This is a genomic window from Lentzea sp. NPDC006480 (assembly GCF_040611995.1).
GTDB lineage: Bacteria > Actinomycetota > Actinomycetes > Mycobacteriales > Pseudonocardiaceae > Lentzea.
In genome coordinates, this window is record NZ_JBEXPJ010000094.1 from 17,287 (window position 1) to 32,665 (window position 15,379).

General features: G+C 68.1%; 18 protein-coding genes. 6 read left to right on the plus strand and 12 right to left on the minus strand.

From position 1 onward, the window contains the following. Positions 1-40 precede the first annotated feature (40 nt). From ABZX92_RS29890 to ABZX92_RS29915, 6 genes are all read right to left on the minus strand, one after another. Positions 41-1,399 carry a GGDEF domain-containing protein gene (locus ABZX92_RS29890; protein ID WP_355566467.1) on the minus strand — a complete coding sequence of 453 codons (1,359 nt, stop codon included), beginning with the start codon at positions 1,397-1,399 and terminating at the stop codon, positions 41-43. A 319-nt stretch (positions 1,400-1,718) separates the two neighbouring features. Further along, positions 1,719-2,942 (minus strand): MFS transporter, encoded by a 1,224-nt coding sequence (locus ABZX92_RS29895; protein WP_355566470.1) that lies wholly within the window; start codon positions 2,940-2,942, stop codon positions 1,719-1,721. A 567-nt stretch (positions 2,943-3,509) separates the two neighbouring features. Continuing rightward, positions 3,510-4,481: a 23S rRNA (guanosine(2251)-2'-O)-methyltransferase RlmB gene (gene rlmB, locus ABZX92_RS29900; RefSeq protein WP_355566472.1), complete on the minus strand. Its 972-nt coding sequence runs from the start codon at positions 4,479-4,481 to the stop codon at positions 3,510-3,512. A gap of 5 nt (positions 4,482-4,486) precedes the next feature. Next, positions 4,487-5,881: a cysteine--tRNA ligase gene (gene cysS / locus ABZX92_RS29905; protein ID WP_355566475.1), complete on the minus strand. Its 1,395-nt coding sequence runs from the start codon at positions 5,879-5,881 to the stop codon at positions 4,487-4,489. Then, positions 5,878-6,501, minus strand: coding sequence for an HAD-IA family hydrolase (locus ABZX92_RS29910; protein ID WP_355566478.1), 624 nt, complete (start codon positions 6,499-6,501; stop codon positions 5,878-5,880). Before ABZX92_RS29910 ends, cysS begins: the two co-directional genes overlap by 4 nt. Before the next feature lie 25 nt (positions 6,502-6,526). After that, positions 6,527-7,471, minus strand: coding sequence for a TIR domain-containing protein (locus tag ABZX92_RS29915; protein ID WP_355566481.1), 945 nt, complete (start codon positions 7,469-7,471; stop codon positions 6,527-6,529). 57 nt (positions 7,472-7,528) lie between these two features. On the opposite strand from ABZX92_RS29915, the gene ABZX92_RS29920 reads away from it, so the two are divergent. Then, complete coding sequence (locus ABZX92_RS29920) at positions 7,529-7,810, plus strand: DUF6191 domain-containing protein (RefSeq protein ID WP_355566484.1); 282 nt, start codon at positions 7,529-7,531, stop codon at positions 7,808-7,810. Positions 7,811-7,814: 4 nt separating this feature from the next. Here the strand turns inward: ABZX92_RS29920 and ABZX92_RS29925 are convergent, their stop codons facing one another. From ABZX92_RS29925 to ABZX92_RS29940, 4 genes are read right to left on the minus strand one after another with little or no spacing between them, the layout of a single operon-like run. Next, the gene (locus ABZX92_RS29925) at positions 7,815-8,207 is read right to left on the minus strand and encodes a PPOX class F420-dependent oxidoreductase (RefSeq protein ID WP_355566487.1); all 393 of its coding nucleotides are present in this window, start codon (positions 8,205-8,207) and stop codon (positions 7,815-7,817) included. After that, positions 8,171-8,665 (minus strand): 2-C-methyl-D-erythritol 2,4-cyclodiphosphate synthase, encoded by a 495-nt coding sequence (ispF, locus tag ABZX92_RS29930; RefSeq protein ID WP_355566490.1) that lies wholly within the window; start codon positions 8,663-8,665, stop codon positions 8,171-8,173. The genes ABZX92_RS29925 and ispF overlap by 37 nt, the downstream gene beginning before the upstream one ends. Next, a complete protein-coding gene (ispD, locus tag ABZX92_RS29935) occupies positions 8,662-9,354 on the minus strand; it encodes a 2-C-methyl-D-erythritol 4-phosphate cytidylyltransferase (protein ID WP_355566493.1) in 693 nt (230 codons plus the stop codon). Before ispD ends, ispF begins: the two co-directional genes overlap by 4 nt. 45 nt (positions 9,355-9,399) lie before the next feature. Beyond that, a complete protein-coding gene (locus ABZX92_RS29940; RefSeq protein WP_012782996.1) occupies positions 9,400-9,888 on the minus strand; it encodes a CarD family transcriptional regulator in 489 nt (162 codons plus the stop codon). Between the two features lie 230 nt (positions 9,889-10,118). Here ABZX92_RS29940 and ABZX92_RS29945 point away from each other — a divergent pair, with 230 nt between their 5' ends. Further along, positions 10,119-10,895: a hypothetical protein gene (locus tag ABZX92_RS29945; protein WP_355566496.1), complete on the plus strand. Its 777-nt coding sequence runs from the start codon at positions 10,119-10,121 to the stop codon at positions 10,893-10,895. Positions 10,896-11,080: 185 nt separating this feature from the next. Here ABZX92_RS29945 and ABZX92_RS29950 read toward each other — a convergent pair whose 3' ends face one another. Continuing rightward, positions 11,081-11,515: a hypothetical protein gene (locus tag ABZX92_RS29950; protein ID WP_355566498.1), complete on the minus strand. Its 435-nt coding sequence runs from the start codon at positions 11,513-11,515 to the stop codon at positions 11,081-11,083. 153 nt (positions 11,516-11,668) lie between these two features. Between ABZX92_RS29950 and radA the strand changes: the two genes are divergently transcribed. Both radA and ABZX92_RS29960 read left to right on the plus strand, forming a co-directional pair. Beyond that, positions 11,669-13,051, plus strand: coding sequence for a DNA repair protein RadA (gene radA / locus ABZX92_RS29955; protein WP_355566501.1), 1,383 nt, complete (start codon positions 11,669-11,671; stop codon positions 13,049-13,051). Between the two features lie 18 nt (positions 13,052-13,069). Continuing rightward, positions 13,070-13,627: a hypothetical protein gene (locus tag ABZX92_RS29960; RefSeq protein ID WP_355566504.1), complete on the plus strand. Its 558-nt coding sequence runs from the start codon at positions 13,070-13,072 to the stop codon at positions 13,625-13,627. Here the strand turns inward: ABZX92_RS29960 and ABZX92_RS29965 are convergent. After that, complete coding sequence (locus tag ABZX92_RS29965) at positions 13,557-14,402, minus strand: AraC family transcriptional regulator (RefSeq protein ID WP_355566507.1); 846 nt, start codon at positions 14,400-14,402, stop codon at positions 13,557-13,559. The genes ABZX92_RS29960 and ABZX92_RS29965 overlap by 71 nt on opposite strands. A gap of 104 nt (positions 14,403-14,506) precedes the next feature. Here ABZX92_RS29965 and ABZX92_RS29970 point away from each other — a divergent pair, with 104 nt between their 5' ends. Then, positions 14,507-14,857, plus strand: coding sequence for a VOC family protein (locus tag ABZX92_RS29970; RefSeq protein WP_355566509.1), 351 nt, complete (start codon positions 14,507-14,509; stop codon positions 14,855-14,857). A gap of 2 nt (positions 14,858-14,859) precedes the next feature. Continuing rightward, on the plus strand, positions 14,860-15,249 hold the full coding sequence (locus tag ABZX92_RS29975) for an SRPBCC family protein (protein WP_355566512.1): 390 nt from the start codon (positions 14,860-14,862) through the stop codon (positions 15,247-15,249). Positions 15,250-15,379 lie beyond the last annotated feature (130 nt).

Sequence of the window (15,379 nt, forward strand, 5' to 3'; positions counted from 1 at the left end):
ACACATGATCGAAACGCCTGATCCACCACCAACTGGTGGGTCAGGCGGTGCGGGAGGTGATCGGCTTGGTGATGTCGTCTTGGCGTGGGGCCGGCATCAGGCGCGGCGGGATGTCCAGGCCTGCTACGCGGACCTGGTTGCGGCCGTTTTCCTTTGCCTTGTAGAGGGCGGCGTCGGCCGAGTGTTGGGCCGTGGCCATGTCCGGGCCGTTGTCCGGGATGACGGCCACGCCGATTGAGGCGGAGATCGCTTGGAGCGATGCGCCTTCTGGCTCTGGGGGCTGGATTTCGCGGCCGTAGAGGGTGACGACGTTGCGGTGCTTGTCGGTGGTGGGGACCGCTAGTGAGCCGATGGCCTCGCGGATGCGTTCGGCGATGGTCACGCCCTGCGCGACAGGGGTGTCCTTGAGGGCCACGACGAATTCCTCGCCGCCGTCTCGGCCCGCCACGTCGCCGGGGCGGAGCTTTTCGCGGAGGATTCGGCCCACTTCGGCCAGGACGGCGTTGCCCGCCGGGTGGCCCCACGTGTCGTTGATGCGCTTGAAGTGGTCGAGGTCGATGACCAGGACGGTCATCGGTTCGCCGTCGATTCGGCAGCGTTCGGCCAGGCGGCCCGCGTACTCGGTCAGGCCGTTGGTGTTGAGGAGGCCGGTGCGGTAGTCGGTGTGGGCGTCTGCTGCCAGGCGCTGGTGGAGCTGTTCCTGTTCACGCAGCAGGCGTTCCAGGTGGGTGCGGCGTTCGCCTGCGCGGGACAGCAGGGCGTTCACCAGGATCACGGGGACGACGAGAAGCAGAGGGCCTACCCAGTGGGAGGTCATGAGCATGCCCAGCATGGCGCCGGCGCCGAGGGTGCTCATTTCGAGCATGTTGTCGACCTTGGAACCCAGGAAGTCGAGGACCTTGGAGTTCGGGGTGACGATTTTGAAGGCCACGGCGACTGTCATCACCTGGACGAACCAGTAGAGGACTGCCGTGATGGCGAGGACCAGGACGAGGCCCAGATCGGTCGGGACGTTGCCGGTGGCGGCCAGGGAGACGCCCGACAGGTGGACCAGTGCCCACGAGAGGAGGGTGGAGGCCAGCATCGAGGCGGTGCCGAAGACGAAGCGGTAGGGCTGGCGGCGGGCGATCGGCTGGATCAGGATGCGCATCCAGATCGTGGCGATCACGGCCAGGCCGCCGGGCAGGGCCACGGCTGCGGCGAAGGTCCAGACCGAGGTCAGGTCGATGTGGGGGCCTGAGGCCTCGTTGCGGCGGGCCTCTTCCGCTCTGCGGACGACGGTCAGGTGGATGGTGATCGCGGCGAGCAGTGCGCCGAAGCGGAGCCAGTCCGACGGCGAGACCGTCGTGAGTTTCGTGAGCAGCCAGATGGAGGCTGCCGCAACGGCCGCTTCGAGCACGAAAAAGTACGCGATCGCACTGGGCGCAACGGTCCAAAGGTCCCAGTTGCGAATCGGAGTCAAGCCGAGTGCCCGCGATCGCCTGCGATCAGTCAAACTGTTCTTCACCACGACCCCCTACGCTCATGGCACATCATGAGCAAAGCCGCCGCTGACCAGGTCGTAGACCTACCGCGCTGCTGCTCGTCGCAACGAGGAGGTGCCTCCCATGTGCAACCGTGACTTCTGACGCCGCCTTCCTCTTCGCGACCCGACTTCAATCGCACCTCGATCATCAGGTGCCTACAGTACGGATATCGCTAATGGTGACCGTTCTGTTTCAGATTGCCACCGCCTTCGTGTCGTTGCGACCGCGTGCGCGGCGCCAGGCGATGGTGGCTTGAGTCGCCAGCAGCAGTCCGATACCGCCCGCTCCCGCGATCGTGGCCGTGATGGAGCCGAGTGAATGGGCGACCACACCGGCCAGCGCCATTCCTCCGCCCTGGCTCGAGCGGAGCGCCGCGCGGCCAATGCCATAAGCCCTGCCGCGGTACTGATCCGGTAGCAGCCGCATCCAGGCCGAACGGGCAGGCGTGTGATAAGCCCCGCCTATACCGGCAATCACCAGCAAAACGATCGTCCAGGTCAGGTTCGGGTTGAACGCGAACATGATCAACGGCGCCAGCGACAGGATCGCGAGCGGGCCGATCAGGCGTTCGCGCTTCGCCGGATCGCGGACGAGACGGAAGAGCAGCGCCACCCCCAGCACGTTCGCGGCGGGTTCGATGGCGAGGATCAGGCCCACCGCCCAGACGGCGTTGAGGCTCGCCGCGAGCGGGACTGCGAGTCCTTCCGGGACCATCGCGAGGCCCGCGAGCAGGCGGACGCCCAGCAGCGTCCTCAATCGCGGCTCGGACACCATCAGTGTCAGCGCGCCGCGTGGTTCGTCGTCCTTCTTCTTGCGGCCCAGGGGGTCCGCGGCCGGACGGTGCTTCACGGACACCTGCACCAAGATCGCCAGGAGGGCGAACGTGCCGGCGTTGATCGAGAGCGCCACGGCCGGGTTGGTGTGGGCGACGAGGAAGCCGGCGGCGGCGAGACCGGCCATCTGAGCTATGTCGACGGACGTGCCGAACAGCGCCACGCCGTCGTCGTAGCGGTTCTGCGGGAGCACGTGCGGGAGGCTCGCCTCCTGAGCCGCCAGGTACGGCGAGGAGATCGCGAGCACCGTCACCAGCAGCGCGATCATGGCCCAGAGCGGCATGCCCGGAATGGCCATCGCGGCCATGAGCACAGCCTGCAACCAAGCCGTCGTCACCATTACCGTGCGTCGCGGGAACCGGTCGGCGACCCAGCCGAGCAACGGGCCCGAAATCAGCGGCGGGAAGAGCGTCAGCGACCACGTGAGCGCGGTCCAGGCAGCGGAATGTGTTCGTTCGAATACGAGCAGTGACAATGCGACTGCGGCGAGCTGGTCGCCGGCTGTCGATACGGTCGAACCGATCCACATGGCGCGGAACTCACGCAAACCCACGAGGTCGCGGAGAGCGCCGCGGGTCGTCATGCGGCTCCTCGGCGGACCGCGCCCCAGGCGCGGCGAATCAGCACGTCCTGATTCGCTCTACGCCGAGTCACGTCGCCCCCGCCGGTGGTAATCAATTTCTATCGACAATCACGGTAGAAGCTGCCTGACCGTTCAACGTCTGTCCTACCACAGTGTGTACCTAAACGGAGCAGGCCAGTTACCTAAAGTAGTTACAATAGCGAAACGTGAGGCTGATCTTCTTCACAGTTGACCTCGGGTTCGCCTGATTGGACCCCAAATGGTCACAGTCTGTGTCAACCGGTGCCAAACGGGTGTCACCTGCTCGGCCAACCGGTGCAACCGGCTCCGACTCCTGCCGTCTGTACAGGCAATTAGCGAACCGAGGAGAAGGTACCCGCGCTCGGGAGTGCCGCGGAATAGGCCGCGCCGTTTGTCATCGCAGTCACCCGCGATCATCTGGCAACTGTGGAGATCTCCGTTTCCTGCCCGCGTTGTCTAAACCGGTTTCGCGGGCAGGAAACGATCACTAACGTCGGCTAATGGATGCCGTTAGCGGCACGAACTAGCCGACAACGTCAGGTGTGGTCAGCCCTTGGCCGCGATGCGGCGGCGACGAGCGACCTCGGCCAGCACCACACCCGCTGCAACCGACGCGTTGAGCGACTCGACGCCCGTGGCCATCGGGATCGACACGGTCTGGTCGCAGGTCTCCTTGACCAGACGGCCGAGACCGCGGCCCTCCGAGCCCACCACGACGACCAGCGGACCTGTCGCAAGGTCCAGACCGTCGACGTCCACGTCGCCGTCCGCGTCGAGGCCGACGATCATCAGACCGGCCTCGGCCCAGTCACGCAGCGTGCGGGTGAGGTTCGTGGCCATCGCGATCGGCAGCTTGGCCGCCGTGCCCGCGCTGGTTCGCCACGCGACCGCCGTCATCGACGCACTGCGCCGCTGCGGGAGCACCACGCCCTGCGCTCCGAACGCCGCGGCCGAGCGCACGACGGCACCCAGGTTGCGCGGGTCCGTCACGCCGTCGAGCGCCACCAGCAGCGGCGGCACGCCGGCACGCTGAGCGAGTTCGAGCAACTCGTTCGGGGTGGCGTACTCGAACGGGGGAACTTGCAGCCCGAGGCCCTGGTGCATCGCGCCGCCGGTGATCCGGTCGAGCTCGCCGCGGGCCACCTCCAGCACGGAGATGCCCCGGTCAGCCGCCAGGCGCACGGCCTCCTGCACGCGGTCGTCCGCGTCGATGCCCAGCGCCACGTACAGCGCCGTCGCCGGCGTGCCCGCGCGCAGACACTCCACGACGGGGTTGCGGCCCGCGACCGTCTCGGCCTGGGCCTTCTCGGTCTTCTGGCGCCGCTGCGTCTTGACGGCCTCGGTCTTCGCCACCACCTTGGCGCGCTTGTACGCGGGGTGGTTCGGGCGTTCCGACGCCTTGGGGGTCGGGCCCTTGCCCTGCAGGCCCTTGGACTTCTGCCCGCCGGAACCGACGACCGCGCCCTTCTTCGAGCCCGGATTGCGCATCGCGCCCTTGCGCTTGGAGTTGCCAGCCACGGAAGTCAGTCGTCCTTCAAAGTCCACTGCGGACCGTCGGGGGTGTCCTCGACGGCGATGCCCGCTTCGAAGAGCTGGTCGCGCAACGCGTCGGAGCGTGCGAAGTCCCTGCTCTTGCGGGCTTCCTGGCGCTCGACGAGCAGCCGATCAACCAGCGTGGTGAGTGCCTGCCGCATGCCGAGGTCGGCAGACGACTGGTCGTTCCACTTCGGCGACAACGGGTCGACGCCGAGGATGTCGGCCATCCGGCGCACGCACTCGGCCGCCTCGCGGGCCTTGTCGTGGTCGCCGTCGGCGAGTGCCGTGTTGCCCTGGCGCACCTTGTTGTGCAGTGCGGCCACGGCTTGAGGCGTGTTCAGGTCGTTGTCCATCGCAACGACGAAGTCCGGGCACATGTCGCCGCGCAGCTCGATGGGGCCGACGCGCTCGACGACGCGGCGCAGGAACGCCTCGATGCGCCCGTACGACGTCACCGCCTCCTGCAACGCCTCTTCCGAGTACTCGATGTGCGACCGGTAGTGCGGAGCCACCAGGTAGTACCGCAGCTCCTGCGCGCGGACCACGTCCAGCATCGCCGGGATGGAGACGGTGTTGCCCAGCGACTTCGCCATCTTCTCGCCGGACATGGTGACCCAGTAGTTGTGCATCCAGTAGTTCGCGAAACCGTCACCGGCCGCACGCGACTGGGCCTGCTCGTTCTCGTGGTGCGGGAAGATCAGGTCGAGCCCGCCGCCGTGGATGTCGAACGTGCCGCCGAGGTACGTCGTGGCCATCGCGGAGCACTCGAGGTGCCAGCCGGGCCGGCCGTTGCCCCACGGCGTCGGCCAGCTCGGCTCACCGGGCTTGGCCGCCTTCCACAACGTGAAGTCGCGCGGGTCGCGTTTGCCGCGCACGTCGGTCTCGCCCTGCTGCTGGTCGTCGAGCTTGCGCCCGGACAGCGCGCCGTACTCGGGGAACGAGCGCACGTCGAAGTAGACGTCTCCGTCGACGTCGTACGCGTGCCCCTTGTCGATCAGCCGCTGCATCAGCTCGACCATCTGCGTCACGTGCCCGGTGGCGCGCGGCGCGTACGACGGCGGCAGGCAGCCCAGCGCGTCGTAGGCGTCCTCGAACGCGCGCTCGTGCGTGTACGCCCACTCCCACCACGGCCTGTCGTGCTCAGCGGCCTTGGAGAGGATCTTGTCGTCGATGTCGGTGACGTTGCGGACCAGCGTGACGTCGGCACCGTCGCGGGCGAGCCAGCGCCGCAGGACGTCGAAGTTGAGGCCGCTGCGGACGTGCCCGATGTGCGGTACGCCCTGCACGGTCGCCCCACACACGTAGATCGACGCCGTTCCGTTGACCTGCGGGTGGAACTCCCGCATGGACCGGCTCGCGGTGTCGTAGATGTGGAGGCTCACACGGGAATGGTACGGGCCACATCCAAAAGAGCGTCCGGGCGGTCACTCGTCGGAACCGGGTTGACGAGCCGGAAGGAGCAGCCGATGGCCTCCGCGCCGCCGTCCGCCTCCTCGCTGTCGCCGACCATCACCGCGTTGCGGGGGTCGACACCCAGCCGTTCGCACGCGGTGGTGAAGATCTTCGGGTCCGGCTTGATCACGCCTTCCTCGTAGGAGAGCACGAACTCGTCCACGAGGTGGGTGAGGCCGTGCAGCTCGAACACGGCGCGGATGTCCCAGCCGATGTTGCTGACCACCGCGACCGGGATGTCCTTCAGGTGTTCGAGGGTGGCCTTCGTGTCCGGGTAGGGCTGCCACGACTCCGGGGCCAGCAGCTGGTCGTAGAGCGCCTCGGCGTCCGGGACCAACGCGTCGTTGAGCACCTTCACGTGCACCCAGCGGTGCACGTCCGGGTCGAGGTCGCGGCGGTGCCACGCGTCGACGAGCTCGGGGTCCATGCCCTCGGCGATGCCGACGGGGGCGGTGAGCGCACGCATCAGGTCCGCGTTGGACGCCAGCTCGGGGTGCTCGAGCCGGAAGAGCGTGCCGGAGAAGTCGAAGAGCGCGGCGTGGATCGTCACGCTCCCGACTCTACGTTCTCTTCGCCTAGGTGGTCTGGACCTTTTTGAGCTCGGCCTCGACCGCCGACGGGTCGTAGGACAGGTGCAGATGCAGGTCGCCGGAGCCGCGTTCACCGGCGTCCACGAACTCCTGCACGAACGTCTCGATCTGCGTGAGCGGTTCGTTCGCGAGCTGCGCGGCCGTTTGGTACAGCACGGCGAACCGGGCGGGCGTCGGCGTGCCGCGCAGGTCGGCCGACCAGTCGAGCAGCTTCTCGTACTCCTCGACGAAGCGGTTGGCGAGCTGCCGGATCCGCTCGCGGTCGCCAGGCCTGCCCGCCCGGCCGAACGCCCACTGCTGCTTGCCGGGGGAGAGCAGGTCCGCGATGCCGTTGACGATCCCGTCGAACACCCGCGAGCGCGACATGAAGTGGTCGAGCGCCTCGGTGTCCGTGGTCAGCGCGCGCCGGGGCGAGGCGAAGCCCATCTCGTGGCTGGTCCGCTTGTCCTCCAGCTTGTTCAGGTGCAACGCCAGGTGGTCCGCGAACAGCTGGTACTCCCAGCCGGGCTGCGGACCGCCGACCTCGGCGCCGACCTTCGCGGCGATCATCTTGGCCAGCTCCCGCGGGGTGCGGTTGCTGATGTCGATGTAGCCGGTGCCGACGCGCAACGCGGGGAGCTCGGTGTCGTCGAACCGCGCGGGCAGCACGTACTCGGCGTCGGAGACCAGCGCGCGGTCGAACGCGGCCTGGCGCTCGTGCCTGGTCCACATCTTCCGCGCGTAGGCCTCGGAGATGAACATCACGCAGAAGCGGGAGTCGTGCCGGTAGATCTGGTCGAGGTGCTCGACGAGGTTCTTGCCCCAGAGATCGGCCTGCTCGTCGGTGTCGTAGAAGCGGGAGACGCCTAGGTCGGTCAGGTGGCGGGCCACCTCGTCGACGTAGTCGCGGTTTTCCCCGGCGAATGAGAGGCACACGTCGTACTTGGGCACCTCGGGGAGCTTAGTAGTGGCGGGAACCACAGCTCCGACGCGGGAGTTGTGCAGTACATGGCAGCGGGGATGATCTGGGCGATGTCGTTACCGGGCGTGGTGACGATTTTGTTCGTGCTGGCCGTGATCGAGTGGGTGGCGCGGCGCAAGAAGGGCGGCACGCCGCTCGCGACGATCAGCTTCGACGAGCTGGGGGCGACGTTCGAGGGGGCCAAGCGCGACGAACTGGAGCATCGCAAGGAAGAACGGCAGCGCCGCGACGAAGAGGGCGACGGCGCGCCACCGCGCACCCGGATCGACCTCGACGGCGGCACTGCCGTCATCAAACTGCCGGAGTGATCGGCTAGAGGTTGCCGGTGGTCTTCGCCACCGCGACGCGGACGATGACGCGCACGTTGTCGGTGCCGACGTCGCCGGGGTAGTCCTTGCCGATGTACTTGTGCGACAGCTCGTTGATCAGCGCGTCCCCGCCCTCGGTCGTGAGCGACGCCTCACCGCGGAACTCCGTGTAGTTGAACGGGTTCTCCTTGTCGATCACGGTGATGCTGACTCGCGGGTCGCGCTTGAGGTGCACTTCCTTCGCGCGGCCGACGACGGTGGAGAACAGCACGTCGTCGCCCTCGCGCTTGATCCACACGACCGAGGTCTGCGGGCTGCCGTCCTTGGTCAGCGTCGCGACGGTGGCGTAGTTAGCGCTGTCTAGGAGAGCGCGCTGTGGTTCTGAGAGGGTGGCCATGGCACGAGCAACGCCGTGGCGATCGCCGCGATTCCCTCGTTCCGCCCCGTGAGACCGAGCCCGTCAGTGGTCGTGCCGGCCACCGAGACCGGCCCGCCGACGGCTTCGGAAAGCGTTTTCTGGGCCTCGTCGCGGCGCTTGCCGATGCGGGGCTGGTTGCCGATCACCTGCACTGTGGCGTTTCCCACACGGAAGCCGGCTTCCTCGATCAGCCTGCGGACCTCCGTGAGGAGAACCACTCCGTGCGCGCCGGACCAGCGCGGGTCGGACGTGCCGAAGACCTCGCCCAGGTCACCGAGGCCCGCGGCGGACAACAGCGCGTCGCACAGCGCGTGGGAGGCCACGTCTCCGTCGGAGTGACCGGCGCAACCGTCGACGCCTTCCCACCGCAGTCCGGCGACCCAGCACTCGCGGCCGGCCTCGATCGGGTGGACGTCGACGCCCTGGCCGATTCTCACGCTTGTTCTCCTGCGAAGAGTGCTGCCGCGACCGCGAGGTCGAACGGCGTGGTGATCTTCATGGCGTGCGCGTGCCCGGGAACCGTGTGGACCTTGCCGCCGTTCTTCTCAACGAGACCAGCATCATCAGTCGCGGCGATACCGGAGCAATAGGCGGCTTTGAGAGTCTCGGCGCGGAAACCCTGCGGGGTCTGGACGACCCGCAGACCGGCCCGGTCAGGTGTGGAGACGACTACTCCGACCTCGTCCACCTGCTTGATCGTGTCGGCCACCGGAAGAACCGGGATGACGGCGTCGTGCCCGGCGCGCACCGCGGCCACGACGTCGGCGATGACCTGGGGAGGAGTGAAGGCACGGGCAGCGTCGTGCACCAGCACGATCGAGGTGTCCGGAATCACGCTGAGCGCGTGTTCGAGGGCGAGGCGCACCGAGTCGGTGCGTTCGGAGCCCCCTGAAAGCACGTGCACCGCCCCGCCGGCCGGGGCCAGCGAGGCGGTAGCGGTGTGCACCAAGTCCACATCGGACGGTGGAGCGGCGATGACGACGTGCTGAACCTGGCCTGACGCGAACAGACCCTGCACGGCACGAGTCAACAGCGGCACTCCGTTGACCGGCACGAGCGCCTTGGGCATCCCGTAGCCCAGACGCTCTCCCCGCCCTGCCGCGGGCACGAGCGCGACAACACTCATGTTCGCGACTTTACGTCCGATGCTCTGTGTGTTTTGTTTTTGGAACTAGGACGCGGTGGCGAGAACTTCGTCGAGGAGAACCTCGGCCTTGTCCTCGTCGGTGCCCTCGGCCAGCGCCAGCTCGCTGACCAGTATCTGCCGAGCCTTCGCCAGCATCCGCTTCTCGCCGGCGGACAACCCGCGATCCTTCTCGCGCCGCCAGAGGTCGCGCACCACTTCCGCAACCTTGTTCACATCGCCTGAGGCGAGCTTCTCAAGGTTGGCCTTGTACCGCCGAGACCAGTTGGTCGGCTCCTCGGTGTGGGGAGCACGCAAGACCTCGAAAACCTTGTCGAGCCCTTCCTGGCCGACAACGTCACGCACGCCTACGATTTCGGCGTTGTCAGCGGGAACCCGTACGGTGAGGTCGCCCTGCGCCACCTTGAGAACGAGGTACTTCTTCTCCTCGCCCTTGATCACGCGGGTCTCGATTGCTTCGATGAGAGCGGCACCGTGGTGCGGGTAGACGACGGTCTCTCCGACCTTGAAAACCATGTGTCCTCTGCCCCTTTCGATGCCTCCATCCTAACACGTCCGGCAAGGCCGCGAACGCCGCTCGATGATCCGTTAGTGCTGGTCAGGGCCATGCGGGGGGTTGACAAACCACCTGTTCGCGTGCAAGGTACGACTCACCGAAGATCGAATGGCACCACGTCGCGTCCGCTTTTCGGGCCCCGGTTAGGCTCCTTGCCTGGTGGTTGTTCCCTAGGAAGGACGCTGGAGCCGTGAACTCAGGAGTGTCTCGCCGGTTGATCGTGACGGCAGCGCTGGCCGCGGGCCTCGGCCTGGTGGCGGTCGGCTGCAGCGCCGGTCAGATCACCCAGACCGACACCCAGGTCGCCGCAGTCGACGGGGCCAGTGGCAACGCGGGCCCGATCGCGGTGCGCAACGTCGTGCTGGCGTTCCCGCCGGACGGCAACCGCTACCACAAGGACGACGACGTCCCGCTGACGTTCGTCATCGCGAACACGGGCGACAACCCGGACAAGCTGCTGTCGATCAAGTCCGACGCCTCCGAGGCCGAGGCCGAGGTCGTGGGCAGCAAGGAGATCCCGTCGCGGTACGCGTTGCAGGCCGAGTACGACGCCTCGAAGGCGCCGACGAAGACCTCCGCGCCGTCGTCCTCCTCCGGTGTGCCGTCGTCGTCGAACGCGCCCGCGTCGTCTTCTTCGGTGTCGCCGACCTCGGGTGCGCCGTCGTCGTCCTCGGTCGCGCCCACCTCGGGCTCGGTGCCGTCGTCGTCCGGTTCGGCCGCGTCGTCGTCCGGCAGCCCGTCCGGTTCGTCCTCGGCCAAGCCGACCTCGTCGTCGGCCGCGATCCCGGACGACCTCGAGGTGCTGCACATCCGCTGCACGCTGAAGAAGGTCAACCGCGACATCGTGGCGGCGCAGACCGTGAAGATCACCTTCCTCTTCGAGAAGGCCGGTTCGGTCACGCTCGAGGTGCCGATCGCGCCGTCCGAGCACAAGCGCGTCAGCGAGGGCCACGAGTCAGGCCACTGAGTCTTTGGCCGCTGCTTCGCAGACGGCGGCGAGTTCGTCGAGAAGTCGGTCGTCCGGCCACCGCTTCGGCCCGAATCGCCTTCGGCGGTTGACCCGAAGAGGCGACCGGACGACCGACACGAACTCGCGAGACACCGAGAACGCCGCTCCCTCCTCGGAGGGGGCGGCGTTCTCACGTTCTGGGGTCAGGAGGCCTTGAGCATCGGGCGGAACTTGTCGCGGTAGGCCCAGGCGAGGCCGATCTCTGCGGCCACGACGAGCAGCGCCATCGAGATGCCCGACGGCTCCAGGAAGACGTGGAACAGGAAGATGTTGACGACCATCGGGGCCAGCATCGCGAGCGCCAGCGGCACGAACCGGCCGACGATCAGCAGGATGCCCGCGACGAGCTGCACACCGGACGCGAGCTGCAGCATGTAGCCGGTGGCGTAGAGGGCGGCGCTGAACGCCACACCTCCGGGTGCCATCGTGCTGGGGTCCGGGGCGGGCATGAACATCAGGAAGCCGTTCAGGCCGGTCGTGGCGAAGAGCAGGCCGGTCAGCACGCGGGTGACGACGGTGGCGTAGCGGCCGAGGGCGAACTTGCGGGTCTGGGACGCTGCTGCGGTTGCGGTGGTCACTGTGTCCTCCAGGCTGTGGTGTCCTTCCACTGATGCGTCGAACGGGCTCCGCACCGGATCGACAAACCGGCTCGAAAATCTTCGAGGTTTCTTCGGAGGGGCGCTGAGCTGCGGTGATCAGAACTGTCAGACCCGTCCTCTAACGTTCGGGGTGTGGCGAAGACAGCGCGGCCGATCTTCCGTTGTGCCGAGTGCGGGCACGAGGTGGCGAAGTGGTTCGGCCGGTGCCCCGAGTGCCAGGCCTGGGGCAGCATCGAGGAACGCGGCACCGCGTCGGTGACCCGCGTGGTGGCGGGCGCGCCGACGTCGGCTGCCCGGCCGATCGGCGAGGTCGACATCGAGTCGGCACGGGCGTTGTCGACTGGCGTGAGCGAGTTCGACCGGGTGCTGGGCGGGGGCCTGGTGCCGGGTGCCGTCGTGCTGCTGGCGGGCGAGCCGGGGGTCGGCAAGTCGACGTTGTTGCTGGAGACCGCGCACCGCTGGGCCGAGTCGCACGGGCGCTGTCTGTACGTCACCGGCGAGGAGTCGGCGGGGCAGGTGCGGTTGCGGGCGGAGCGCACCGGCAACCTGCACGGCGAGATGTACCTGGCGGCCGAGAGCGAGCTCAGCGCACTGCTCGGCCAGGTGGACGCGGTGAAGCCGTCGATGCTGATCGTCGACTCGGTGCAGACCATGTCGACGATGAGCGTGGAGGGCGTGCCGGGCGGTGTGACGCAGGTGCGGACCGTCGCATCAGGACTGATCGCGATGGCCAAGGAGCGCGGGCTGCCGGTCGTGCTGGTCGGCCACGTCACGAAGGACGGATCCGTTGCGGGGCCCCGGGTGCTGGAGCACCTGGTCGACGTGGTGCTGCAGTTCGAGGGTGATCGGCACTCGTCGTTGAGGCTGTTGCGCGGCATCAAGAACCGCTACGGCGCGGCCGACGAGGTGGGCTGCTTCGAGCTGCGCGACGACGGCATCGTGGGCGTGCCGGACCCGTCCGGGTTGTTCCTGACGCGCCGCGAGAAGGCCGTCGAGGGCACCTGCGTGACGGTGATCGTCGAGGGCAAGCGGCCGATGCTGGGCGAGGTGCAGGCGCTCGTGACCAAGACGAACCTGCCCGCGCCGCGGCGTGCGGTGAGCGGGCTCGACTCGGCGCGGATTTCGATGGCGCTGGCGGTTTTGGAGAAGCGCGGCAAGGTCAACCTGTTCCAGAAGGACGTCTTCACCGCGACCGTGGGCGGCATGCGGCTGACCGAGCCTGCTGCGGACCTCGCGGTGGTGCTGGCGGTGGCGTCGGCGGAACGGGAGATCGCGCTGCCGGCCGATCTGGTGGTGCTGGGCGAGGTGGGGCTCGCCGGGGAGATCAGGCGGGTCAACGGCGTGGGCAAGCGCTTGCAGGAAGCCGCGCGGCTGGGCTTCAAGAAGGCTTTGGTGCCACCGGATCACGGGCCGCTGCCGGACGGCGTGCGGGCGCTCGTGGCGAACGATCTCGTGTCGGCGTTGGACGTTCTGGGCCTCAACAAGCGGCGGGCTGGTAAACCTGCCGAAGAGTGATCTTCGGGGGGAGTGGGCTTGTTCCAGGAGGATCTGGAAGAGGTCGAGGAGGTGCTGGGCCTCGCCTTGGCCCAGGTGCCGCCTGGCGCGCGCAGCGAGGCGGATCTGACGCGCCTCGACATCGAGGAGTACCTCGACCACGCGGAGTGGGAGCTGGCGCTGGACGTCCTCGGTGACTTCGAGGGCATCACCTGGCAGACGGCGCGCTACTGGGATCTGCTGGCCGGCGTCGCGGTGCGGATGGACCTCGATCCGGCTTGGTTCGACTGGCGGCGCGGGGAGTCGATCCACGGGCTGTTGAGGGCCGAGCTGAGGCTCGACGTGGCTGCCGAGGCCGTTGCGGCTCAGGGGACGCTGCCGGCGTGGGACCTGAGCGGCGGTGAGCGGAGGGTGGCCGCGATGTGGGTGGAGTCGAAACCGGTGCTGGAACCCGGGCTGCGGGCGACCGTGCGGTTGCGACCGCTGATGCCGTCGGCGTGGACCCACCTGATCAGGGGTGACCAGATCACCTACCAGCAGGGTGGTGAGCCGAGGGGGACGGCGAAGATCGTGGAGAAGGTGCCGCCGCGGCCGTGAGAAGCCTGCGCAGGGCTGTCGGTGTGTGGCCGAGGTTCTCGCGCATCGTGCGGGACAGGTGCGCCTGGTCCGCGAACCCCAGATCGGCGGCGAGCGAAGCCAGGCTGGTCTCGCCCGCCTCCAGCAGGTCCAGCGCGGAGGCCACCCGCACCCGGTTGCGGTAGCGGGTCAGCGACACCCCCAGCTCACGCGTGAAGGCCCTGCTCAACCGGTACGGCGACACCCCGAACAGCTCGGCGAGCGGGATCAGCCCACCAGAGGCGGGATGCCCGGCGCCGATCACTTCCCGAGCACGCGCCACCAGAGCTCGGTCACCAGCAGCCGCACCGGACGGCGTCGGCGTGGCCACGACCCGCTCGACCACCTCGCCCACCAGTCCGATCAAGGCTTCGGATGACTCGTGCGCGGCGGCCAGGAGACGGCGGTGGGCCAGGTCGAGCCGGCCGTCGACGTACAGCGACGAGCCGTGCAACTGAGGCGCATCACCGGAGACAGAGCGCCACAGCGAGGCGGTGAGGCTGATCGACGTGCACACGTCGCCACCGGCGGGGTGAGCGAACTGCTCCTCCTCGCCGGGCAAGCCGATGTAGCCGACCGTGCGGTCGAGATCCACGGCGACTCCGCGCACCCGGCGGCGGAAACCCCCTCGGCGCACCAGCACGAGCCGCACGTCCGAGCGCGGGGGCTCGGCCGACCAGCCGCGGTGGTCGTCGTGGCAGTCCACCGCGGAGACGGTGAACTCCGGACGGGCCGTGAGGTCGACGAACGAGAGCACATCAGCAGGTTAGGCGGGGGGTCTGACAATTTCCCGCAAGGATCTTCAAGACCCGAGGCCTGACGAGCGCGAGGCTGGGCACCACAGAACTGAAGGAGAAGACCATGTCTGCCCAGCTCACCACCATCGTCCTCGACTGCGCCGACCCCGGACAGCTGGCCGAGTTCTACAAAGCGGTCACGGGCTGGGAGGTGACCTCCAGCGGCGACGACTACGCCTACCTCGGAGGAGACGGCAAGATCCAGCTCGCCTTCGTCAAGGTCGAGGGCTACGAGCCGCCGGCGTGGCCGGGCCCGGCCAAGCAGGCGCACCTGGACTTCCAGGTCGACGACGTCGAGGTCTCGGTCAAGGAGCTGCTCGCGCTGGGAGCCACCAGGCCCGAGTTCCAGCCAGGTGGCGACGGGTGGACCGTGCTCGCCGACCCGCAGGGGCACCTGCTCTGCCTGGTGGCGTGACCATGGCCTCCATCAGCAGGGAGATCGTGATCAGGTCCGCCGCCGAGGACGTGTGGAAGGTGATCAGCGACTTCGCCACAGGGCCGACTCGCATGGCACCGGGGTTCGTGGTGGACACGCGCCTCGACGGAGACGACCGGATCGTCACCTTCGCCGACGGCACGGTGGTCCGGGAACGGCTGATCGGCATCGACCACGACGCGCGCCGGATCGTCTACTCGGTCGTGGGCGGCAGTGTCACGCCCGAGCACGACAACGCCGCGATGCAGGTCATCGACGAAGGCGACCACTGCCGGCTGACCTGGATCCGCGACGTACTGCCCGACACCCTCGCCGCACCTATGGCCGCCGCGATGACCCACGGCCTGACCGTCACGCAGAACGCTCTGTGAAAGTACGCGGGGACCTTTCGTACTCTCGACGAGTACGAAAGGTCCCCGCGTGAACTACAGCGAGAGCAGTTGGGCGCAGCGGATCAGGCCCAGGTGCGAGTACGCCTGCGGGTGGTTGCCCAAAGAGCGC